At 62.0% G+C, this 23,161-nt stretch carries 16 protein-coding genes, 1 tRNA gene and 1 pseudogene; 7 read left to right on the top strand and 11 right to left on the bottom strand.

What is annotated here, in order from left to right; genetic code table 11:
• Positions 1 to 59: 59 nt before the first annotated feature.
• The gene (locus tag ACU8HS_RS10770; RefSeq protein ID WP_447015856.1) at positions 60 to 1,718 is read left to right on the top strand and encodes an OFA family MFS transporter; all 1,659 of its coding nucleotides are present in this window, start codon (positions 60 to 62) and stop codon (positions 1,716 to 1,718) included.
• Positions 1,719 to 1,973: 255 nt separating this feature from the next.
• Here ACU8HS_RS10770 and ACU8HS_RS10775 read toward each other — a convergent pair whose 3' ends face one another.
• The 4 genes from ACU8HS_RS10775 to rocF all read right to left on the bottom strand — a co-directional run bounded on the left by ACU8HS_RS10775 (position 1,974) and on the right by rocF (position 6,739).
• Complete coding sequence (locus ACU8HS_RS10775; protein WP_029868938.1) at positions 1,974 to 2,450, bottom strand: chemotaxis protein CheW; 477 nt, start codon at positions 2,448 to 2,450, stop codon at positions 1,974 to 1,976.
• On the bottom strand, positions 2,450 to 4,240 hold the full coding sequence (locus tag ACU8HS_RS10780; protein ID WP_377313084.1) for a methyl-accepting chemotaxis protein: 1,791 nt from the start codon (positions 4,238 to 4,240) through the stop codon (positions 2,450 to 2,452). The genes ACU8HS_RS10775 and ACU8HS_RS10780 overlap by 1 nt, the downstream gene beginning before the upstream one ends.
• A 350-nt stretch (positions 4,241 to 4,590) precedes the next feature.
• Positions 4,591 to 5,790, bottom strand: coding sequence for an ornithine--oxo-acid transaminase (gene rocD, locus ACU8HS_RS10785; RefSeq protein ID WP_377313085.1), 1,200 nt, complete (start codon positions 5,788 to 5,790; stop codon positions 4,591 to 4,593).
• Positions 5,791 to 5,803: 13 nt separating this feature from the next.
• A complete protein-coding gene (rocF, locus tag ACU8HS_RS10790; protein WP_377313086.1) occupies positions 5,804 to 6,739 on the bottom strand; it encodes an arginase in 936 nt (311 codons plus the stop codon).
• Positions 6,740 to 6,870: 131 nt separating this feature from the next.
• Here rocF and ACU8HS_RS10795 point away from each other — a divergent pair, with 131 nt between their 5' ends.
• Entirely contained in the window at positions 6,871 to 7,299 is a 429-nt protein-coding gene (locus ACU8HS_RS10795) for an Lrp/AsnC family transcriptional regulator (RefSeq protein ID WP_112571830.1), read from the top strand.
• A 24-nt stretch (positions 7,300 to 7,323) separates the two neighbouring features.
• Here ACU8HS_RS10795 and ACU8HS_RS10800 read toward each other — a convergent pair whose 3' ends face one another.
• From ACU8HS_RS10800 to ACU8HS_RS10810, 3 genes are all read right to left on the bottom strand, one after another.
• Complete coding sequence (locus ACU8HS_RS10800; protein ID WP_447015857.1) at positions 7,324 to 13,431, bottom strand: translocation/assembly module TamB domain-containing protein; 6,108 nt, start codon at positions 13,429 to 13,431, stop codon at positions 7,324 to 7,326.
• Between the two features lie 77 nt (positions 13,432 to 13,508).
• Complete coding sequence (locus ACU8HS_RS10805; protein WP_447015858.1) at positions 13,509 to 15,434, bottom strand: autotransporter assembly complex protein TamA; 1,926 nt, start codon at positions 15,432 to 15,434, stop codon at positions 13,509 to 13,511.
• A gap of 172 nt (positions 15,435 to 15,606) precedes the next feature.
• Complete coding sequence (locus tag ACU8HS_RS10810; protein ID WP_112571824.1) at positions 15,607 to 15,861, bottom strand: YMGG-like glycine zipper-containing protein; 255 nt, start codon at positions 15,859 to 15,861, stop codon at positions 15,607 to 15,609.
• 343 nt (positions 15,862 to 16,204) lie between these two features.
• Between ACU8HS_RS10810 and hemA the strand changes: the two genes are divergently transcribed.
• Entirely contained in the window at positions 16,205 to 17,419 is a 1,215-nt protein-coding gene (gene hemA, locus ACU8HS_RS10815; RefSeq protein ID WP_112571822.1) for a 5-aminolevulinate synthase, read from the top strand.
• A 32-nt stretch (positions 17,420 to 17,451) separates the two neighbouring features.
• Here hemA and dxr read toward each other — a convergent pair whose 3' ends face one another.
• The gene (gene dxr / locus ACU8HS_RS10820) at positions 17,452 to 18,627 is read right to left on the bottom strand and encodes a 1-deoxy-D-xylulose-5-phosphate reductoisomerase (protein ID WP_447015859.1); all 1,176 of its coding nucleotides are present in this window, start codon (positions 18,625 to 18,627) and stop codon (positions 17,452 to 17,454) included.
• Positions 18,628 to 18,988: 361 nt separating this feature from the next.
• Here dxr and ACU8HS_RS10825 point away from each other — a divergent pair, with 361 nt between their 5' ends.
• Positions 18,989 to 19,279, top strand: coding sequence for a BON domain-containing protein (locus tag ACU8HS_RS10825; RefSeq protein ID WP_112571820.1), 291 nt, complete (start codon positions 18,989 to 18,991; stop codon positions 19,277 to 19,279).
• A 105-nt stretch (positions 19,280 to 19,384) separates the two neighbouring features.
• Positions 19,385 to 20,173 carry a class I SAM-dependent methyltransferase gene (locus ACU8HS_RS10830; RefSeq protein ID WP_447015860.1) on the top strand — a complete coding sequence of 263 codons (789 nt, stop codon included), beginning with the start codon at positions 19,385 to 19,387 and terminating at the stop codon, positions 20,171 to 20,173.
• Here the strand turns inward: ACU8HS_RS10830 and ACU8HS_RS10835 are convergent, their stop codons facing one another.
• A complete protein-coding gene (locus ACU8HS_RS10835; protein WP_447015861.1) occupies positions 20,174 to 20,335 on the bottom strand; it encodes a hypothetical protein in 162 nt (53 codons plus the stop codon). It lies immediately after the preceding gene.
• Between the two features lie 79 nt (positions 20,336 to 20,414).
• On the opposite strand from ACU8HS_RS10835, the pseudogene ACU8HS_RS10840 reads away from it, so the two are divergent.
• Positions 20,415 to 20,543, top strand: a pseudogene (locus ACU8HS_RS10840) (DUF2937 family protein); the annotation flags it as partial.
• A 5-nt stretch (positions 20,544 to 20,548) separates the two neighbouring features.
• Here ACU8HS_RS10840 and ACU8HS_RS10845 read toward each other — a convergent pair.
• Positions 20,549 to 20,625, bottom strand: a tRNA-Arg gene (locus ACU8HS_RS10845).
• A gap of 73 nt (positions 20,626 to 20,698) precedes the next feature.
• Complete coding sequence (locus ACU8HS_RS10850; protein ID WP_112757137.1) at positions 20,699 to 21,862, bottom strand: M20 aminoacylase family protein; 1,164 nt, start codon at positions 21,860 to 21,862, stop codon at positions 20,699 to 20,701.
• A 156-nt stretch (positions 21,863 to 22,018) separates the two neighbouring features.
• Between ACU8HS_RS10850 and ACU8HS_RS10855 the strand changes: the two genes are divergently transcribed.
• Entirely contained in the window at positions 22,019 to 23,152 is a 1,134-nt protein-coding gene (locus ACU8HS_RS10855; protein ID WP_447015862.1) for a D-alanyl-D-alanine carboxypeptidase family protein, read from the top strand.
• Positions 23,153 to 23,161 lie beyond the last annotated feature (9 nt).

The following is a 23,161-nucleotide window of genomic DNA, read 5'->3' on the forward strand; positions in this document are numbered from 1 at the left end:
ATCAACCCGCTTGCACATACGCCTGTGGCAACAAGGTCTGAAACAAGGAGGAGTTGTTCATGACTGCAGCGGATACAAGTTCAGGCGACGTATTGGCAGGCGTGGGCCTGCTGGATCGCGAAAGAATCATTGCAAGACCCGGCTTCAACCGGTGGCTCGTGCCGCCGGCCGCACTTGCCATCCATCTTTGCATCGGCATGGCCTACGGCTTCAGCGTGTTCTGGCTGCCGCTGTCGAAATCTCTCGGCATTGCGGCATCGACCGTCTGCCCGGACCTGACGCTTGCCTCGGCACTCTTTACCACCACCTGCGACTGGCGCGTTGCCGATCTTGGCTGGATCTATACGCTCTTCTTCGTGCTGCTCGGTTCGTCCGCTGCCATATGGGGTGGCTGGCTGGAGCGGGTCGGACCGCGCAAGGCGGGCGTCGTCTCGGCCTGCTGCTGGTGCGGCGGCATCATCATCGCTGCTTTCGGGGTCATTTCCCACCAGCTCTGGATCATGTGGATCGGCGCCGGGGTGATCGGCGGCGTCGGCCTTGGTCTCGGTTATATCTCGCCGGTTTCGACGCTGATCAAATGGTTCCCGGACCGGCGTGGCATGGCAACCGGCATGGCGATCATGGGTTTCGGCGGCGGCGCGATGATCGGCGCTCCGCTTGCCAATATCCTGATGAACACGTTCAAGACGGACACGTCCGTCGGCGTCTGGCAGACCTTCATCGCCATGGCGATCATCTATTTCGTGTTCATGCTCGGCGGAGCGTTCGGCTACCGCATTCCGCCGGCCGGCTGGCGTCCGGAAGGCTGGACGCCGCCCACCGCCAAGAGCACGATGATCACCACCAAGCACGTGCACCTGCGCGATGCGCACAAGACGAAGCAATTCTGGCTGATCTGGGCGGTGCTCTGCCTCAACGTGTCGGCCGGCATCGGCGTCATCGGCATGGCGTCGCCCATGCTGCAGGAAATCTTCGCCGGCTCGCTGATCGGCTTGCCGGATGTCGGTTTTGCGCAGCTTGATGCAGGCCAGAAGGCGTCGATTGCGACGATTGCTGCCGGCTTTGCCGGCCTGCTGTCGCTCTTCAACATCGGCGGACGGTTCTTCTGGGCCTCCCTGTCCGACAAGATCGGCCGCAAGAACACCTACTATACTTTCTTCATTCTCGGCATCGTTCTCTATGCTGCGGCTCCAACGCTCGCAGATATGGGCAACAAGGCCCTCTTCGTGCTGGCCTTCGCCGTCATCCTGTCGATGTATGGCGGCGGCTTCTCGACCATTCCCGCCTATCTCGCCGATATTTTCGGCACGCAGTTCGTCGGCGCCATCCATGGCCGGCTGCTGACGGCCTGGGCAACGGCGGGTATCGTCGGCCCTGTCGTCGTCAACTATATCCGCGAGGCGCAGATCGCCGCCGGCGTAGCACCCGGTCCGGCGCTCTATACAGGCACGATGTATATTCTTGCCTGCATGCTGGCGCTCGGCCTGATCGCCAATGCCTTTGTCCGGCCGCTCACCGACAAATGGTTCATGTCGGATGAGGAGGTCGCCGCTCTTCAGGCGAAGACTGCGGCTGCCAATGCCGGGCCGACCGGTTCCTTCGGCATCGGTACAGGCGGCCTCGACGCCAAGGCGGCGCTTGCCTGGGCCGTGGTCGGAATTCCCCTTCTCTGGGGCGTCTGGGTGACGCTGCAGGCAACCCTGGCATTGTTCGGCTAGAAGGAATTCCTCGCCGGCGAGCTCCTGAAAGGCTGGAGTTGGAGAGGACCGGGCGGGAGACATGTCTCCCGCCCGGTTTTTCAGAGCATCGCTTCATTGCAGGAGCAATCGTGCAATGCCTGCCAAGACTGGTGTCGGGGCCGCCGTCTCAACGAGATCTGACGGCGGACCTTATGCCGGCGCGCAACGAGACCCCGACCAGCAAAAAACCGCCCTTGAGGGGGCGGTTTCTCGTTCATGCCGTGCAATTGGCTTTTAGGCGGCCAGTTCGTCCGTCTCGTTTTCCTTGAACATCTTTGCGAGGTTCAGGAAGCAGATCATGCCGTTTTCGGAAGCGATGATGCCTTCGCAGAAGGCACGGTCGAAGGACGCGGTAACTTCCGGAACGGGTTGCACCTGGCTGGAAGAGATCGTCAGAATGTCCGAAACGCGGTCAACCAGCATGCCGATGACCATGTTGTGCACTTCGGCGACGACAATGGCGCTGCGTTCATTGGCGACGGTGCTCTTCATGCCGAGTTTGTAGGCCAGGTCGATGATCGGGATGACCGAACCGCGCAGGTTCATGACCCCGATGACGTCCGCCGGAGAGTGCGGGATCGGCGTCGAAGGCGCCCAGCCGCGGATTTCGCGGATGGTCGTGGTCTTCACGCAGAATTCCTGATCGTGCAGGCGGAAGGCAATGATTTCGAGCGTGTCGCCGCTGAAGCTAGTAGAGTTGATCGTGGCCATTAAAATTCTTCCCAACTATCGTAAGCCAGGGCAGAAGCGGATGCGCCACCATTGGCGCGGACGAGCTTTGCCTTCCCACCATGCGATGGCTTTGCACCTGGCGAAGCATCGTTGCGGTTATCGATGACTTTAGCGGAAGAGTGTTGCCCAAATCTAAACTGTGAGACGAGATTGCGAAGGTTTTCGGTTTCGGACGAAAGCCGGGCGCTTGCCGCCGTCGTCTCTTCCACCATGGCGGCGTTCTGCTGCGTGCCCTGATCCATGATGTTGACAGCCTTGTTGATTTCGGCAAGCCCGGTCGATTGTTCGCGGGAGGACTCGACGATCGCCGTCACGTTAACGTCGATATTGCCGACCTGGACGACGATCCGTTCCAGTTCCTGGCCGGTCTGGCCGACAAGATCGACACCGCTTTTTACATGCTCCGAGGAGGTGGTGATGAGCGCCTTGATCTCCTTGGCGGCGCTCGCCGAGCGCTGCGCGAGTTCACGAACCTCCTGAGCGACGACGGCAAAACCCTTGCCGGCCTCACCGGCGCGTGCCGCCTCGACGCCGGCGTTCAGCGCCAGCAGGTTGGTCTGGAAGGCGATCTCGTCTATCACGCCGATAATGTTGCTGATCTCGTGCGAGGATTTCTCGATCTGGCCCATGGCGTCGACCGCCCTGCGGACGATATTGCCGGAATGCTCGGCGCCGCGCTTCGTTTCCGCGACAAGGCCGCCTGCTTCGGCAGCCCGGCCGGCACTGTCGGCGACGGTCTGGGTGATCTGATCCAGTGCGGCAGCGGTTTCTTCGACGGTTGCCGCCTGCTGCTCGGTGCGTTTGGACAGTACGTCGGCAGCTTCCTTGGTCTCGCGGGCACCGCTGGCGATCGCCTCGGCGTTGTCGAGGACCGTGCGCATGGCGTCGCCGAGCCTGTCGATCGCGGCATTGAAGTCGGTCCGGACTTTCTCGAGCGCGGGCGGGAAAGGATTTTCGATCCGTTTCGTCAGGTCGCCCTCGGCAAGCGCCGTCAGGCCGGTTGCCAGATCGTCGACGGCACGCACGCGTGCGGTGACGTCGGTCGCGAACTTGACCACCTTGAAGATGCGGCCGCTCATGTCGAAGATGGGATTGTAGGACGCCTGGATCCAGACGACCTTGCCGCCCTTGCCGATCCGCAGAAATTCCTCTGCGACGAACCGGCCGGCGGCAAGCGTCTTCCAGAATTCCTTATAGGCTTCGGAGCGCACATAGGCCGGCTCGCAGAAAATGCTGTGATGCTTGCCGCGGATTTCTTCCATCCGGTACCCCATGACCGAGAGGAAGTTGTCGTTCGCCTCCAGGATCTCGCCATCCGGTGTGAATTCGATGACAGCCTGAGCCCGCGAAAGGGCCGTGATTTTGCCTTCGGCGTCGGCGGCTTTCAGCTTGGCGGCGGTGACGTCGCTTGCCAGCTTGACGATCTTGTAGGGCTTGCCACCCGACATCAGCGGGTTGTAGCTCGCTTGGATCCAGACCTCGCGGCCATCCTTGCCGATGCGCTTATATTCGCCGGCATCGAATTCTCCCCTGCCGAGCTTCTGCCAGAATTCCCGGTAGGCGGGGGAGGCGACGTAATCCGGTTCGCAGAAAATGCTGTGATGCTTGCCGACAATGTCGCTGAGCTTGTAGCCCAACGCTCGGCAGAAATTCTCGTTCGCGTTCAGGATCTTTCCCTGCAGGTCGAATTCGATCGTCGCCTGCGATTTCATGAGAGCGACGACGATCGCGCGCGAATCCGATGTCGCGCCCAGCGAAAACAATGACATTTCAATTCTCCGATACGTGATGGCGACCAGCCGATGTCTCGGAGAATGGTTCGGATTTCGGGCATGACGGGGCCACAGTAAAACTGCAGTATATCCGGCAATACTTGAAAATCCGTCCTGCTTCGCAAGTGCGGCGGATCGGTTCAATGCATTTGCGAAACCCGCCCCGTGGCCCTAGATGCGGAACTGAAATCTAATCGCATGATTTAGGTATAATTTCTTCGTTAATAATGAGTAACCAAATCCAATTTCTGCCGAATTTCGGCCGATTTTCACGGATTTGTGCAGATTAAACCCGAGATATCCCGAGGTTAATCAGCGTCGGTTGTAAGATGATCGGCGATTTTGCTTTAGGTTATTGTCTTTTCAATTTGTGAAATCGCCCAGTCGACCTGTTGCCTGGTGATGACCAGCGGCGGCGCCAGGCGAATCGTGTGGTCATGCGTATCCTTAGCGAGAAGGCCGCGATCCTTGAGAGCGTAACAATATTGCCGGGCACCGCCGGCTTCCGGCTCCAGTTCGACCGCAAGCATAAGGCCACGGCCGCGCACGTCCCTGACGATATTGGAGCGGATGGAGCGCAGGCCTTCGAGGAAATAGGCGCCCATCGTCTCGGCGTTTTCGATCATGCCTTCTTCGGTCAGCACTTTCAGGGCCGCGCGGGCGACCGCGCAGGCGAGCGGATTGCCGCCGAAGGTCGAGCCGTGCTGGCCGGGCTTGAGCACGCCGAGGACTTCGGAATTCGAGAGCACGGCCGAGACCGGATAGAAGCCGCCGGAAAGCGCCTTGCCGATGAGCGTCACGTCGGCCTCGATACCCTCGTGTTCTTCGGCGAGCAGCTTGCCGGTACGGCCGAGGCCGGTCTGGATCTCATCGAGGATGAGGGTGACGTTGTTTGCCGTGCAAAGTTCGCGCACGCGGGTGAAATAACCGGCCGGCGGGATGATGACGCCGGCTTCGCCCTGGATCGGCTCGATCAATGCCGCAACGGTGTTGGCATTGATGGCGTCCGCGAAGGCTTCGGCATCACCGAAGGGAACAATGCGGAAGCCCGGCGTATAGGGTCCGAAGCCGGCACGCGCGTCAGGATCGGTCGAGAAGCTGATGATGCTGAGCGTGCGGCCGTGGAAATTGTTGGCGCAGACGATGATCTCGGCCTGGCCTTCCGGCACGCCCTTCACCTCGTAACCCCATTTACGAACCGCCTTGATGGCGGTCTCCACGGCTTCCGCGCCCGAATTCATCGGCAGGATCTTGTGGGAGCCGGTCAGTGCGGCAAGCTCCTCATAGAGATAGGCGAGCTGGTCGTTGCGGAAGGCGCGCGAGGTGAGCGTCAGGCGGCCGGCCTGCTCGACCATGGCGGCCAGGATCTTCGGATGGCAATGGCCCTGGTTGACGGCGGAATAGGCCGAGAGGCAATCGAGGTAGCGCTTGCCGTCCGTATCCCAGACATGAACACCTTCCCCCCGCGTCAGCACCACATCAAGCGGCTTGTAGTTGTTGGCACCAAGACGCTGTTCGGTAGCAATGAGGTTCGACGAGATGTTCATGGCCGGTGCTCCCTTATGCGGCGCGTGTAGGACGATCGAAGATGCGGCGGCCGAAGAGGCTTGCCGTCATCTCCACCATGATGCGGGCGCTCTTGCCGCGGTCATCAAGGAAAGGATTGAGTTCGACGAGGTCGAGCGAGGAGACGAGGCCGCTGTCGGACAGCATCTCCATGATCAGGTGCGCCTCGCGGAAGGTGGCGCCGCCGGGGACGGTGGTGCCGACGCCGGGCGCAAAATCGGGATCGAGGAAATCGACGTCGAAGCTGACATGCAGCAGGCCGTTCGCCTTCTCGACCGTTTCGAGAATCTGGCGGATGATCGCCGCTACGCCGGTCTCGTCGATCGAACGCATGTCGGAGACATTGACGCCGTGCTTGCGGATTTCCTGCCGTTCCGAGGCATCGACCGAACGGATGCCGACCTGGAAAACCTTCTTCGGGTCGACCAGCGGACGATCCCCGGGCAGGATCTCGGCAAGATTGGCGAGCCCGCAGAAGAAGGCGACCGGCATGCCATGAATATTGCCTGACGGCGAGGTTTCCGGCGAATTGAAATCCGAATGCGCGTCGAGCCAGAGAACGAAGAGCGGACGCCCCTTCTCGGCCGCATAGCGCGCCATGCCGGAGACACTGCCCATGGAAAGGCTGTGGTCGCCGCCAAGGATCAGCGGGAAGCGGCCGGATCTCGCGGCGTCGTAGGTAGCGGCTTCAAGCGCGCGCGTATAGGCGCCGACGGTGCGAAGATTGTGTGCCTTCGGATGGTTGGGCAGGTCCCTTGCCGGCACGACATCGAGGTCGCCGGCATCGATGACGTCATGCCCGAGATCGATCAGCGCCCTGTCGACGCCTGCAATGCGCAATGCCGTCGGCCCCATGCCGGCGCCCCTGCGGCCGGAACCTTCCTCAAGGGGAACGCCGATGAGGGTGACAGATCGAGATTGTGCTTCCATTCCGAGGGCTCCGTTGTGAGGCCTGTTTCGGCCGATAGTGGGATAAAGTGGCGGCGGCAAATAGATGGAAAAGTGTCAGAAATGGAATATGATTGCGCAAATTGATAAAGCTAATTTGACAAAGCGAAACCATGGACGATCTCGACAACGAGCTTCTGAGCGCACTTCGCCACAATGCGCGAATCTCCGTCTCCTCGCTTGCCGCCATGACCGGCGCATCGCGGGCGACGGTTGCTGCGCGCATCGACCGGCTGGTCGAAAACGGCACGATTGCCGGTTTCACGATCCGCACCGGCCATGAGACCCGTTCGGCCGGCGTTCGGGCGATCGTCATGATCGAAGTGCATGGCAAACTTGCCGACAAGGTCGCCACCCAACTCCGCGGCCTGCCGCAGGTGCGCGCGCTGCACAGCACCAACGGCAAATGGGATTTCGTCGCCGAACTTGAGGATCGTGACCTCGTATCCTTCGATGAAACCCTCCGCCGTATACGTCTCATCGACGGCATCAACACGACCGAAACCAACATCTTGCTGAAGACCAGCAAGGCGAGCTTCTAGCCCTGCCTCAATTCCAGGCCGGCCTCAGTATTCGTGTTCATAGACGATACCGGCCTCGCCGTCGCCCTTGCCGCCGGCAGCACCCCGCAGCTTCACGCCGCGCCCGACATCGAGATTGATGATCGCCTTGGCGCCCGATTCTCCGCCCTGCTGCAGCTCGAAATAGGTCCGCTCGTTGAGATAACGGCCGACGCTGACGCTGGTCTGGCCCCTTTCGTCGGTGCTGATGTCGAGGTCGTCGACGCCGAGCTGGTTGCGCAAACCCTCGAAGAGCGAGGTGGAGCGATTGCCGGCGAGCTGGCTGACGGCATCGGCAAGCTGGGCGATCTGGACCGGCGACAGGCGCGACATGGATTGGCCGAAGATCAGCTGGGCCAGCACCTCGTCCTGCGGCAGGGCAGGTGAGGAGGAGAAGGTGATGGCCGGATCGGTTGCGAGGCCGGTGACATCGACCGTCAGCGTCGTCGTGCCTGACGTGGACGTGGCCTCCATGTCGAGGGCCGGCGTCAGGTCGCCGGCAAAGGTGATGCGGCTGCGGTCGGAGAAATCGAGACGGCGGTTGAGGATGGTCAGACGGCCGCGCCGCATGGTGAAGGCGCCGGCGACCTGCGGTGCGGCAGCCGAGCCGCGGATCGTGATGTTGCCGCCGACTTCCGCATCGATGCCTCGGCCGCGCACGAAGATCTGCGAGGGCGCGTCGAGCTGGATATCCAGCATGATGGTCGAGGACCTTTCGCGTGGCTGCCGTTGTGCATTGTCCCTGAGCTGGGCGAGCACCGCAGGCGGCGCGTGGATGTGGCGGATATCGATTTCACGCAGCGATGTCGGAAGCCTCTCCGGCACTGTGATCGACGCCTTGTCGACGTGAATCTTGCCATTGAGCGTCGGATTGGAAAGCAGCGGCCCCTTCAGGCCGAGCGCGCCGTCCACGGTTGCGACAACCAGCGTGCCGTCGACATAGACGGCACGGTCCAGGCGGATGGAAAGGTCGGCCGGGAAGTTGCCGCTGATGCCGACCGAGCCGCTTGCCGAGATCGAGCCGCCGCTGGCCAGGCGGCCGTTCAGCCGCGAAATGACAGCCTGCTGTCCGTTGAACGTAATGGTTGCTCCCAGGCCTTCAAGGGCAAGGTTACGACGCACGTCGATCAGTTTTGCGCCATCTGTCGTCACCGTTCCCCGGAGGATGGGTGCTGCCGTCGTGCCGCTGACCTCGAGATTGACGTTCGCGATTCCTTCGGCGACGAGCCCCTGTTGGGCGAGCTGCGCACCGAGAACGGCAAAGGGGAGATTGCCGTTGAAACGCATCGACATGGCACGATTGCCCGTCATAGCCAGATTGCCGCCTCCCTTCAGGGACAGCCCGCCGTCGCCGGCAAGGCTGGTATCGACCGTCAGGCGGCTGTCGGCGAGCCTGCCGTTCGCACCGATCGTAAACGGGGCAAGGCCGGCGCTCCTGGTCTGGCTGGTTTCGGCGTTTTTCCAGTCGACCTTGAAATCGACTGCGGGCAGCGGAAGCGATCCGGAGGCGGTGGCCGTTGCCGAGATGGCGCCCGATGCGCCAAGGTTCGGGACAAAACCGTTGGCGACGGCCGCCGGCAGATTGGCAATATCGGCCTTGACGTTCATCCCCCTGATGGTCGTGCCGGCGATCGCGAGATTGCCCGTTGCCTTCAGCGAGACGCCGCCGTTGCCGTTGAGATTGGCGTCGAAATCCAGCCGTTGCCTGCTGAGCTTGCCGGAGGCGGCAAGCGTCAGGCCGGACAGCCCGGCCGTTCTGGTGTGTCTCGTCCCGGCGTTTTTCCAATCGATCTTGAAATCGGCCGACGGCGCGGTAAGCGCACCCGAGGCAGTTGCCGTTGCCGTGACGATGCCTTCGGCTCCGAGGTCCGGGACGAAGCCATTCGCCACCGCTGCCGGCAGATTGGTGATGTCGGCCCTGGCATCGATAGCCTGGACCGTGGTGCCTGCCAATGCGAGATTGCCGGCGGTTTTCAGCGAGACGCCACCCCTGCCATTCAAACTGGCGTCGAAATCGAGACGGTTGCTGACATATTTGCCCGATGCGGCAAGCGCCAGGCCGGAAAGACCGGCGGTCCTCGTTTGGCGCGTGGCAGCATTCGTCCAGTCAAGCTTGAAATCGACCACCGGCTCTGCCGGCGTGCCTGAGGTAATGGCGCTGCCGGAGATCGTGCCTTCGGCGCCAAGGCCGGGCACAAAGCCGTTGGCCAGGTTTGCGGGCAGGCCGGCAATGTCTGCGTTGACGGCGAGGTCGCGAATGGCGGTGCCGTCGATCGTTACGCCGCCGTTCGCCTTCAGAAGGGCGCCATTGCCACTGCCGAGATTGGCGTCGAAATCGACCCTGTTGTTTTCGTATTTGCCGGTGGCCCTGGCGGAGAGGTCGGTGAGCCCGTTGCTCCTGGTCTGGCGTGTCGCCGCATTCGCCCAGGCAAGGTCGAAGGTGACGGCCGGTGTCGGCAGCGAGCCGGAGGCGGACGCTTTGCCGGAGATCGTGCCTTCGGCGCCGAGATCGGGGACGAAGCCGTTGGCAAGGCTGGCCGGAAGGTTTGCGAGATCGGCATCGACCTTGAGACTGCGCACGGCGGTCCCCGCAAGCTCGACATTGCCCGTCGCCTTCAGCGTCAGGGTCTTCGGTCCGGCGAGACTGGCATCGAAATCGAGCTTGCGGTCGGCAAAATGGCCGGTGGCGGCAAGGTCGAGCCCGGTCAGGCGGGCTGTCTTGATGTGCCGCGTCGTGGCGTCCTGCCAGGTGAGTTTGAAATCCGCGGTCGGCGCGGCCGGCGTGCCGGATGCCGAGGCCGTGCCGGAAATCGTTCCGCCGGCATCGAGATCCTGCACGAAACCGTTGGCGATATTGGCGGGCACATTCGCAAGTTCGGCATCGACCTTGATATTGCCGATCGTCGTTCCGGTAACAGCGACATTGCCGCGGGCTTTCAGCGACAATCCGCCCTTGCCGGCGAGCGCCGTGTCGAAATCGAGCCTGCTGTCGGCAAACCTGCCGAATGCATCGAGCGACAGACCGGAAAGTCCGGCCGTCTTTGTCTGGCTCGTCGCGGCCCCTTTCCAGTTTAGCTTGAAATCAGCCGCCGGCGCTGCGGGTGTGCCCGTTGCCGTGACCGTTCCTGAAACCGTACCTTCGGCCGCAAGGCCGGGAACGAAGCCATTGGCGATCCTGGCCGGCAGGCGGACGATATCGGCGTTGACATTCAGGGCCGGGCCGTTCGGATCTGCCAGGCCAATGTCGCCCGCCGCCTTCAGGGAAAGCCCGTCAGCGCCGCTCACGTCGCCATCGAAATTCAGCCTGTTGTCGGCGAAAATACCCGATGTCGAGATGCCGAGAGGGTCGAGGCCGGCGCCTTTCGTGTGGCTGGTGGCGGCATCCTTCCAGTCGAGCTTGAAATTGACTGTCGGGGCGGCCGGTGTCCCGGTCACATTGACCGTCCCGGAAATCGTGCCATCGGCGGCAAGGTTGGGAACGAAACCGTTGGCGAGGCTTGCCGGCAGGTCGGTGATGACGGCATCGAGCTTCAGCGTCTCGCCGGCAGAGCCCGTAACCGCGACCGAACCCTTGCCAGTCTTCACGGTCAGGCCGTTCAGGCTGGCAACTCCCCTGGTGATGTTGACCTGTGCGGGTGACGCCAGTTCGACGGGAATGTTGCGCGGTTTTGCGGCGAAACGATCGAGGCGGAGGTCGATCATGCCGCCTGCAGACTGCACGCTGCCGGCCGCTTCCAGCGGATTGCCGTCATAACCTGCGTCCAGCTTGAAGTCGGTGCGGGTCTGCTGCTGAACGAAATCAAGCGCAATGCCAGTAAGCTTGTTGCTACCGGCGCTGAATTCGTCGGCCCGTATCGTGCCGTTGGCGGCAAAAGCCTGGAGATCGCTGACGGTTATGTCGATGGTCGGTCTGGCGATCGTCAGCGTGTCGCGGTGGATGCCGCTGCCGTTGGCGGTGACCTTGAGTGCGATCCTGCCGTCGCTGCCGGCAATGTCGACGGAGCCCTTGAGGTCGCCTTCCGCCTTTTGACCGCCGAGGGCGGCAAGCAGGCTGATGTCCGGGAAGTCGAAAGTCAGTGCCCCTGCCGGCGTCATGCCTGACGAAAGCGTGAGGTTGCCAGCCAGGCGGTTGCTGCCGACCTCCGCTGTCAGCGCGGGAATGGAAATCGTGCCGTTCTCCGACTTGACGTCGCCATTGATGCCGATCGGCTGACCGTCGATCGTGCCGGTCGCGGCGATCCGGCCCTTCGGCGCGGCAGGATCGGCGGAACCCGTCAGGTCGATGTTGAGATTGCCGACCGTGCGGTCGGCCATCTGCAGGGTGGCGGCTTTCACGCTGGCGGTGAGCGCAAGTGCGGGAAGCGTTCCGCTTGCCTTGACGCTGTAGTCGGCTTCTCCGCTCGTGCCCGACAGAAGCTTGCCGATATCGGGAAGTCTGCCGGCAAGGTCGGCCGTCAGCGCGCCTTCTTCGAGGGCGACATTGCCGGTTGCCTCGACGGTCGGCGATGCGAGCGTGATGTTGGAGAGCGTGACCTTCGACGGGATGGTGCCGGCAACCTGGGTTTCGAGGCTGATCGGCGCATCGAATTTCTCGGCGATGGCCGGCGGCAGGGCGGCGGGCTGGACGGTAAATTTCGCATTGCCGGTCAGCGTATTGTCGGCCAGGCCGTAGGAGCCGTTGAGATCGGCGCCGATATTGGCGCTTTCGATGGTCGTGCCGTTGAAGCCGATGCCGTTGCGCGAAATCTGAAGCGGAGCGACGAGCGTGATCGGTCCGCGAACCGCACGGTTGAGGTTGGGCTCGGTGAATGTCGCGTCTCCGGCGACAAGGCGCAGCTGGATATCGCCGGCGCCGTTGGCCAGATTGAAGGCATCGCTCTTGGCCGTCAGCTTGACGTTGCCGATATCGGCCTGCGGCATTGTCGCCGAATCCAGCGAGCCGCTGGCGTTGATGCGCACGGCCTGGGCCTGTCCGGTCATCGCCAGATTGAGGCCTGAAATCATGAAGCGGGCTTCGTCATCGGCAAGCGGCCAGCGGAAATCGACCGGACCCGAAGTGCCGAGCACATTGGCATTCAGGCTGTTGTTGCCGGCAGGATCGAGCGTGCCGGATGCGGCGATGACGACGCTGCCGGTTGCGATATTGCCGGTCTGAATGTCGATCTTGCCATGATTGTCGAAGGTCGCCGAGACATCGACGTTCGTCTGGCCGGCAAAAAGCGGCCGGAATGCCATGGGAAGCAGCGAGCTCACGTCGCCGCCGCCCTTGAGGTCGAGATGATGCAGGCCGTCGGGCGTGATCGCGTGCTTGCCTTCAAGCGAGGCGCGCTGCTGGCCGTCGAGGGCGGCCTGCAGCTTGCCGTTCCAGTCCGAGATCGGCCCTTCGCCGTTAAGCGCGATATTGACCGCCGGGCTGCCGGGCAGGCCGAGGAAACCCGCGAGCAGGCCGCCCTGCGGCTCGGCCAGCTGGGCGTTCAGCCGCAGATGGCCGCTTGCCGGGGTAAATGCGACATCGGCGGAGAGTTTGGCCTCGGGAACCTGGTGGCGGTTGACGTTGATCAGCGCCTCCCCGCCATCGCCATCGGCCTTTAGGCTGCCTGTTGCGGCCAGCGAGAAGGCGCGGCCGGTCAGCGGCGCTGCGAGCGAAATATCGGGCAGGGCGATGTGTTCGACATCGACCTTCAGCGGCAGCCGGAAACCGTCGCCGCTCTCTTCCCCTGCCGCAGCCGGCCTGGAGGGCAGGGTGCGAACCGGTCGGCGGCGCACGTCGATGGAGGCGACGGAGACCTGCCTGGCGTGGAAGGTGCCCGTCAGCAGGGCCAAGGGGTTCCAGTCGATGGCGATGCCGCGGATTTCCGCGAATGTGCCGCGCGTATCCGAGAGCGTGATTTCGGCTGCGCGCAGGCCGCCGGTCAGCAGGCCTTCGGGTTCGCGCACCGATATCGTCATATCGCGGTTGGAAAGGGCGGAAGCGACGTTTTCGGTGACGATGCGGGCACCGAAAGAGGTGAAGCCGAAGATCGCCAGCGCAATGACGGCGAGAATGATCGCAGCGCCGAGCCCGTAGCCAAGGAGCCGCATGATCCAGTTCATGATTTTCGCCAACATTTGCATAGAGCGGACACTATCCCGTTTTCATGACAGCTCACAGGCCGGAAAATACTGCGAAATCGGCCATTTCCGTGATTGGCCTAGAATGATTGGCCTATGCCGGCATAGATTCCATAATCCGTCCCACCATCGTACCTGTTCAGTGGCACGGCGAAATCAAGCCGCAGAGGCCCGAAAGGCGTTGCATAGCGGATCCCGGCGCCCGCACCGGCCCTGATATCGGAGAAATCAGGCGCAATACTGTCCGAAACCGTGCCGACATCGATGAAGGGCACGATGCCGATCGTATCGGTGATCTTGATGCGCGCTTCGAAGGAGCCGGTCACATAGGAGCGGCCGCCCGTGGCCTCATCGTTTTCGTTATAGGGCGAGATTTCCTGATAACCGTAGCCGCGCACCGAACCGCCGCCGCCGGCAAAGAAGCGCTGGGTTGCCGGAATCTGCTCGACACCGCCGCCGCCGATCAGCGTGCCGGCCGCAAGCTTGCCGGCGAGCACGATGCGATCCTCCGCGCCGAGGCCGAGATAGCCCGATATCGAGCCCTCGAAGGCCGAATAGACCGTGCCGTTCATGAACTCGTAGCCGGGCTTTGCCGATAGCGTGGCGTGGTAGCCGCCGGTCGGATTGTATTTGTCGTCGCGGGCGTCGCGATCATAGGTGATCGGCAGCGTGAAGGTCAGGTAGTTGTTGTTGCCGAAGGCGTCGTCGTCATTCTCGAAGCTCAGCTCGCCGGCTGCCGACAAGGTATCCTGATCGGTCAATTCATAGGAGAGGCCGAGCGAGGCGGTGATCAGCCTGGCATTATAGGCATCCGGATTCTGGGTCTTGGCGACGATGCCGGCCTTCAGGGTGGCGGATGGATGGATGAAGCCCGGTTTTGTGAAGAGGATGCCGGCGGAGTAATCGAGATCGCCGAAATCGGACGCTTCGCCGAGGCGCGAGACGGCACCTTCGATGCGCAGCGATTCGGCTTCGCCGAACAGGTTGCGGTGGCCCCAATAGCCATTGATGCCGAAGCCGTCGATCGTCGAATATTGCGCGCCGATGCCGAGGTAACGCCGCTTGCCTTCGGAAACCTCGATCGTCATGGGCAGGGTGCCGTCGGCGGCCAGCGCGTCGGCTTCGTGGATCGTCACGCTTGAAAAGACGCCGAGCGCGCGCAGGCGCTCGCCTGCCTTTCTCAGGGCTTCGGGCGAATAGGCTTCGCCCTTCTCCAGGCGCGAATAGCGCTGGATGAATTCCGGCTCGACCCTTTCTTCGCCAGTCACGCCAACCTTGCCGATCGGAGCAACCGGACCGCCTTCAGCAGCGAGGACGATATCGACCGTGTTGCGGCTGTGATCGGCGACGACGCGCCGCTCGGTCAGCTTGGCGAACGGCCTTCCTTCGCCCTTCAACTGGTCGACGATCGTATCGCCGGCCTTGATGATGGCGAGCGAACCGGCTTGCGCGCCCGGCGCCAGATTGTAATCGGCGGGATTTCGATGCGCAGCGTCGCCGCCGAACTGCACCTCGTTCACAGTGAAGACCGGGCCGGGCGTTATATCCACCTTGACCGGGATGGGTTTTGAGCGATCGAAAGTCGGGTTCGGCGGCAGGTCGTCCAGGTTGCGGCCGTCGACGGTGATCGTCACGACGCCGCCGTAGCGCGCTTTTTCGTAGAGTGTGGCGATCAGCCTGTCGCGGTCGTCGCGCGCTTTCACGACGACGCCGAGATCGCCGGAAACCGGAAGGTTCTTGTCGCCGACCAGGCGAGAACTGTCCTCCAGCGCCTTCTTGAGATCGCTGTCGGCCGTCCCGGTCTCGAGCACCACGTCATAGCGCACGGGATCGGGCACCTGCAGGCTCTCGTCCTCGTCCTTGCCGAATATGGTGATGCCGAAAAGCTTGAATGCGTAAGCCTTGCTCACGAGGACCGGTGAAAATGCAGCCGCTGCTGCAACCACCAGCATGGCGCCTGCTTTATACGCAATACCCGTTTTCAGGCCCGTCCCTCTAATCCGCATCCGCTGCTTTTGGGTTACACTAAAATGAAGCTCTGCGTTGCCCAGCCGAGCGCAAGCTTAGCGGCAAAATCGCGCCACGTGTACCAATTTAAATTGTCGGCGCACTAATTTAGTACAAAAAAATCCCGGACGACGATCCGGGATTTCCATTTTTCCGTCCTGATTGCAGATCTCAGCGGCAATCGTCGATATAGCGACGGCCGTAGCGATCACGGTAATAGCATTGGCCGGGCTGCTCCGCGACCCTGCCGATCAGCGCGCCCGAAACGCCGCCGATCGCTGCACCGACGGCCGCGCCGCGCACGTCGCCGGTGACTACGCCGCCGATGACGGCACCCGAAGCCGCGCCGATGCCGGCACCTTGCTGCGTGGGTGTACAGCTTGCGATCGAAAGGCCGATCAGTGCGAGTACGAGGACTTTTCTCATCTCTTCTCTCCGAGGTTCTTGGCGCCCCAGCGGGCGGATGTCGTCCCTAGCCTGTTTTTTCTCAAGGCTAGCCCGGAAACTATGTCGCAAGAAGGGCTTGTCTACCGTCATCAAGCCTTTTTTCGTAAGGCGCGGGTTTCTTTCCACGATTAAAGCAGGAGTTTCGAGGATTTTTCCGCGGAATTGACGCCGATCAAATTCCTTGGGCGCGACTCGCGTATTTTTTATCTGGAATCATTCAAAAGTCTGCGCCTTTTGCCGCAGTTGATGATAAAGCAGGGACCAAGGGTTGACGTGCGGTTGCCGTCTCAGCAACAAACAGCCGTACGAACTGGAGCATATGATGGATTTCGAAGCGTTTTTCAAAAACGAGCTGGATGGGCTTCACACCGAAGGCCGTTACCGCGTTTTTGCCGATCTGGAACGCCATCGCGGCAATTTTCCGCGCGCAACGCGCCACACGGCCAATGGCGAGCAGGAAGTAACCGTCTGGTGTTCTAACGACTATCTCGGCATGGGTCAGCACCCCAAGGTGATCGAGGCGATGAAAGAAGCCATCGATCACTGTGGCGCGGGTGCGGGAGGCACCCGGAATATTTCTGGCACCAACCACTACCATGTTCTGCTCGAGCAGGAACTCGCGGATCTGCACGGCAAGGAAGCCGCGCTGACTTTCACATCCGGCTATGTTTCCAACTGGGCGGCACTCGGCACGCTCGGCGCCAAGATTCCCGGGCTCATCATCTTCTCCGATGCTTTCAACCATGCCTCGATGATCGAGGGTATCCGCTACGCCAAGTGCGAGAAGGTTATCTGGAAGCACAATGACGTGGCAGATCTCGAGGCGAAGCTCGCTGCTGCCGATCCCAAGGCGCCGAAGCTCATCGCCTTCGAATCCGTCTATTCGATGGATGGCGATATCGCGCCGATGAAGGAAATCTGCGATCTCGCCGACAAATATGGCGCCATGACCTATCTCGACGAAGTGCATGCCGTGGGCATGTACGGTCCTCGCGGCGGCGGCATTGCCGAGCGCGAAGGCCTGATGGACCGTATCACCGTCATCGAAGGCACGCTCGCCAAGGCTTTCGGCGTCATGGGCGGTTATATTGCCGCTTCGGCGGCGCTCTGCGATTTCATCCGCTCCTTTGCGTCGGGCTTCATCTTCACCACGGCGCTGCCGCCGTCGCTGGCGGCCGGCGTGGTCGCGTCGATCCGGCATCTCAAGGTCAGCCCGTTCGAGCGCGCGCGCCATCAGGATCGCGTCCGCAAGCTGCGCGGCCTGCTCGACCAGCGCGGCATTCCGCATATGCCGAACCCGAGCCATATCGTGCCGGTCATGGTTGGCGATGCCGCCAAGTGCAAGTGGATCTCGGATCTGCTGCTCGACAATTTCGGCGTCTATGTCCAGCCGATCAACTATCCGACGGTGCCGAAAAAGACCGAACGCCTGCGCATCACGCCGACGCCGCTGCATTCGGATGCCGACATCGAGCATCTCGTCGGCGCGCTGCATTCGCTCTGGTCGCGTTGCGCGCTCGCCCGTCACGTCGCTTGACGCCACGGCGCCTGATTTTTCAGGACCGGCTTTTACCGGATGAGCCCGGCAGCTCGCTGCCGGGCTTCCTTGTCTGCGGCGAAGACATCGTCCATCGTCGCGGCCGCCGGCAGGGCGGTGAGATCGTCCATCACCTTTTCGGTAATTTCGGCCATGGCGAGGAAGGGCAGGCGGCCCTCAATGAAGGCTTCGAGCGCGACTTCCTTGGCGCCGTTCAGCACCGCGCCCTGGACGCCGCCGCGCGTCATCGCCAGTCGGGCGAGCCGCAGGGCTGGGAAACGCTTCTCGTCCGGCGCCTCGAAGTCCAGCCTTGCCAGCTTTGCGAAATCCAGCCGTTCGATCGGCAGGTTTGCCCGGCGCGGGTGGGACAGCGCATAGCCGATCGCGGTGCGCATGTCGGGCGCACCGAGCTGCGCCAGCACGGAGCCGTCCGTATAGCCGACCATCGAATGGATGACAGACTGCGGATGGACGATCACCTCCACCTGTTCGGGGCGCAGGCCGAAAAGGTGCTTCGCCTCGATCATTTCCAGCGCCTTGTTGAACAGCGACGCGCTATCGATGGAAATCTTCAGGCCCATCGACCATCTCGGATGGGCGCGCGCACTCTCCACCGTGACATCGGCCATCTTCTCTAGCGAGGATGTGCGGAAGGGGCCGCCCGATGCCGTCAGGATGACGCGTTCCACGGCATGGCGCTGGTTCTCCTCAAGCACCTGGAAGATCGCGTTGTGTTCGCTGTCCACGGGCAACAGCTTGCCGCCGCCGTTTTTCACCGACTCGATGAAAAGGTCGCCGGCCGAAACGAGGCATTCCTTGTTGGCGAGCGCGATATCGGCGCCGCGGCGTGCCGCAGCAAGGGTCGGCGCAAGGCCGGCCGTGCCGACGATGGCGGCCATCACCCAGTCCGCCTCGCGGTCGGCTGCTTCCATGAGGCCGGACTTGCCGGCGGCGACCGCGATGCCGCTGCCCGAAAGCTCGCTTTTCAGCGATTCGTAATGGCGGTCATCGGCGATGACGGCGAGCCGGGCGCCCGACGCTTTTGCCTGTTGCGCCAGCAATTCCACATTGCCATGGCCGGTCAGGACGGAAATTTCGAAATTTTCCCGGCCGCCCAGATGATCGACGACATTGAGCGTATTTTGGCCGATCGAGCCGGTCGAACCGAAGATACTGAGGCGCCGAGGCGCGGTTTTGCTCGTCATCATCGTCGATTTCGCAAGAAATTGCATATCCGGCATCGGCTCTACAGGGGATCGGGGAAGGCAGCAAGTGTGCAGTGCAGCAAATATCGGCCCCAGAGGGGTTTGGAGATCCGCGCGGTCGGCTTCGGCCACAAGGCGGTCGATGCGCGGCAGGCGGCAGCATCAGCGCTGCGAGCGGCGATTTCTCCAGTACCGTCGCCTTCAGCCAAAAAAACTGCCCAATCTCGGGCTGAGCGCATCCGTGCCTGATCCGTTTTCGGCGGCGCGGACGTGACGTGCCAATTTGAACTATCGGCTTCGCTGGCAGGCGAAACCAAAGCGCGGTCAGCCGCGTTTCTTCCTCACGACAGAGGAGGACAGAACCATGGTCTTCAAGGAACAGACATTTCACGGCCGTCAGCCCGAAGCCGAGGCCGACTACACCAATCGCGCGACGCTGGAAGCTGCGGTCGCAAACGCGCTGGCTGTGGCCGGCGGTATCGACGCATCCGATGTCGAGGTTACGGCCGAAGGCGACGAGATCGTCTTGAGCGGCCATGTCGGTACGGTGGAAGAAATCGAGCGGGCAACGGTTATCGCAAGAACAGTGGAGGGCGTGCATACGGTTCGCAACCGTATTCTTCTCGTGGACCCGACGGTTAACGTTCGACATTAACCATTAACGGAACATTAACTTTATGTAAGTTTATCCGTGCCGACCCCTGACCTAGGCTTGGATCATTCCATAGCCCCCGGAAAGTCAGGTGTTTCGATGCATCAGATGGAAATGATCAATCGCCGGACATGGAGCAGTCCGCTCTCCCGGCGCGACTATCGCAACAGCAGCAGCTTCATCAATGAAGGCGAGCGCACGGTGTTTGGCATCGGCCTTGCGAATGCCGCAGGCGGCAGCGTTCTCGATATTGGCGTCGGCGGCGGCCGCACGGCAGCGCTTCTCGCCAGACAGGCCAGCCACTATGTCGGTATCGACTATACGCCTGAAATGGTGACGCTTGCGCGGTCGAACCATCCGGGCCTTCGTTTTGAAAACATGGATGCGCGCGATCTGTCGGCCTTTGCCGCCGGCTCCTTCGATCTCGTCGTTTTCAGCTATAACGGCATCGATTCCGTCGACGCCGACGGGCGTAAATCGGTCCTGCGCGAGGTTTCGCGTGTGCTGAAGGCCGGCGGCACATTCGTTTTCTCGACATTCAATCGCGACTGGCATGGTTTTGGCGCAAACCGCGCCCGCTCGTCCATCATCTGGTCCAACCATCCGGTGAAGCTGAGCTTCCGGCTTCTCAAGCATGCGATGGGACTGGTGCGCGAGCGCCGTTTCGCGCCGCTGGAAGAGCGGGATGGCGAACATGCGATCCTGCTGCATCGCGCCCATGATTTCGGCATCATGGTTTACGCTACAACGCCCGGCCAGCTACGCTCGCAACTCATGGAAAGCGGCTTCAGCGGCGAGCCGCTGCTCTTTTCGGTCGATGGTCGCCCGCTCGCCGGCCAGACGCCGGCAGAGGAGGAATATTTCCACGTCGTGGCGCGCAAGCCGTCACTCAGCTGATCAGCCGAAACGCTCGCTCAGGAAGCCGGCGGGAGCCTTTTCGCCGACAAGCCGATCGGTCTTATGCGCGGTAACGGGGGCGTGCGGCTGGTAGCTGACGGCGACGAGCAGGCCGCAGGTGATTGCACAGCCGATGGCAAGCAACATCATTCGGATACGCATGACGGATACTCCTGTTACTCGTGTTTTCCGCTAAAACGCGGGGGAAATCGCGAAGTTCCTCCTGCGCGGAAAAGTAAGCCCCGGCATTCCGGTCAGCCTTGCTGGCCTCGTCTGGGCGGCGATGGGCTTTATCGGCGGCTGGATCGTCGCGGCGCTGCTAGGGGCCGGCGCAAAACGTGCGGTGCGGTGGCGACCTGGGTATCGGTGAGAGAATGGTGATCCCGACGCGATTCGAACGCGTGACCCTCAGATTAGGAATCTGATGCTCTATCCTGCTGAGCTACGGGACCACTCGGATGCCATGCATACAAAAGGCTTGGCGTGAAGCCAAGCCTTTTTCAGCGTTTCGGATGCCGTTTCGTTTCAGGCGCCGAGGCGCTGTTCGGCAAGGCGCACCCAGTAGGAAATGCCGTGGGCGATGGCTTCGTCGTTGAAATCGTAGGCGGGGTTGTGCAGGCCGGCGGTGTCGCCGTTGCCGATGAAGATGAAGGCGCCGGGGCGGGCGTTCAGCATGTAGGAAAAATCCTCGCCGCCCATCATCGGATCGACTTCGGGATTGACGTTGTCTTCGCCGGCAATATCGGCTGCGATGGCGACGGCATACTCGGTCTCCTCCGCATGGTTGAAGGTGACGGGGTAGTTGCGGTGGAAGTTGATGTCGGCTTGCGCGCCATGGGCCGCGCAGATGCCGTTCACGATTTCGCGCAGGCGCGCCTCGGCCTGGGCACGCACGTCTTCGTCCAGCGTGCGGATCGTGCCGGCGAAAGTGGCGTCGTTGGGAATGACGTTGTGGGCGAAGCCGGCATTGAACTTGGTGACGGAGACGACGACCGAGCGCAGCGGATTGACGCTGCGCGAGGCGATCAGCTGCAGGTTGGTGACGATCTGCGCGCCTGTGGCGATCGGGTCGATCGTGCGGTGCGGCTGGGCGGCATGGCCGCCGCGGCCCTTGATGGTGATGGTGAATTCGTCGGTCGCCGCCATGATCGGGCCTTTGCGGGTGGCGAACTGGCCGACGGGCAGGCCCGGCAGATTGTGCATGCCGTAGACCTCTTCGATGCCGAAGCGCTCCATCATGCCGTCCTTGACCATCAGGTTGCCGCCGCCGCCGCCTTCTTCGGCCGGCTGGAAGATGACAGCGACATTGCCGTTGAAATTGCGGGTCTCGGCAAGGTATTTTGCGGCACCCAGCAGCATGGCGGTGTGCCCGTCGTGGCCGCAGGCGTGCATTTTTCCCGGCGTTTTCGAGGCCCAGGGCTTGCCGGTGATTTCGGTCAGCGGAAGAGCGTCCATATCGGCGCGCAAGCCGACCGTGCGGCTGCCTTCACCCCTGCCCTTGATGAGGCCGACGACGCCGGTGCGGCCGATCCCGGTCACGATCTCGTCGACGCCGAATTCCTTCAGCTTTTCAGCGACGAAAGCCGCCGTGTTTTCGACTGCGAAGAGAAGTTCCGGACGCGCATGGATGTGACGGCGCCACTCTGCAACTTCGTCCTGAAGTTCGGCGGCTCTATTCAGAATCGGCATTCTTGGCTTCCTGTAAATGAAATGCGTGGGGCCTGTCTGAAAGCATCACAAGGGCGTGATGCCTTGGAAATAACTTAGTCAATGACCTTTGCCATGTCATAGCCATATAGGGTAAATAGGGGAAGGTTTCGAGATAATTCCCTGAAGGACGAGCACTTGTCGACGCGCCACGATCGTTTGTTCGCCGCTTTGCGGCCCTTTTCTTTTATAGCGACAGCAACAGCGGTTCTGGTCTCGTCCGTTACACTTGCCGAGGCCAATCCGCATATTCTCGTCGACGTGCAGACCGGCCGCGTGCTCGAACATGAGGAAGCCTTCCGCAAGTGGTATCCGGCTTCGCTCACCAAGCTCATGACCGTCTATACGGTCTTCGACGCCATCCGTTCCGGCCAGATCAGCCTCGATACGCCCGTCGTCATGAGCAAGCGGGCGGCAGCCGCGCCGCCGGCCAAGATGGGCTTCAAGCCCGGCCAGAAGTTCACGCTCGACAGCGCGCTGAAGATCCTGATGGTCAAGTCGGCCAACGATATCGCCGTGGCCGTTGCCGAGGCTGTCGGCGGCACGCAGGAGGGGTTTGTCGTGCGCATGAACGCCGAGGCGGCAAAGCTCGGCATGACGGATTCGCATTTCGTCAATCCGAACGGCCTGCCGGGCAAAGGGCAATACACGACGGCGCGCGACCTTGCGATCCTGACGGTCGCCCTGCGGCGCGATTTCCCGCAATATGCCGGCTATTTCTCGCTTGAAGGTTTTACCACCGGCAAACAGAACGTGCCGAATATCAATATGCTGATCGGCCGCTTCGCCGGCGCCGACGGGATGAAGACCGGCTTCATCTGCGCCTCCGGCTTCAACCAGATCGGTTCGGCTACCCGTAACGGCCGCACGCTGGTTTCCGTCGTGCTCGGCACCGACAGCCTGGCCGCGCGCGCCGATGCGACGGCAAACCTGCTGCAGAAGGGCTTTACCACGCAGTTTACGGCCAATGATACGCTCGGTTCACTAAAGCCTTACGGGCCTGGCCAGGACCAGGTGACGGACATTACCGCCGATATCTGCAGCGCCAAGGGCGCCAAGGTGCGCAGCGAAACGCGTGACGAAGTCGGCCGCATGAAGGTGCAGTCGCCCTATATTCACGAGATGGATCACGAGCCGCAGTTCGTCTTCGCCGGCCTCATTCCCGGCCAGGATCCGCAGCCGGTCGCCCAGAACGACAAGACCGCCAAAGGGGATGCGGTGGAAGCGCTCGCCAATGTGCCGGTGCCGCTGCCGCGGCCGGCATCCTTCTAGGGAAAGACC

The sequence above is a fragment of the Rhizobium sp. KDH_Rht_773_N genome (genome assembly GCF_052946295.1).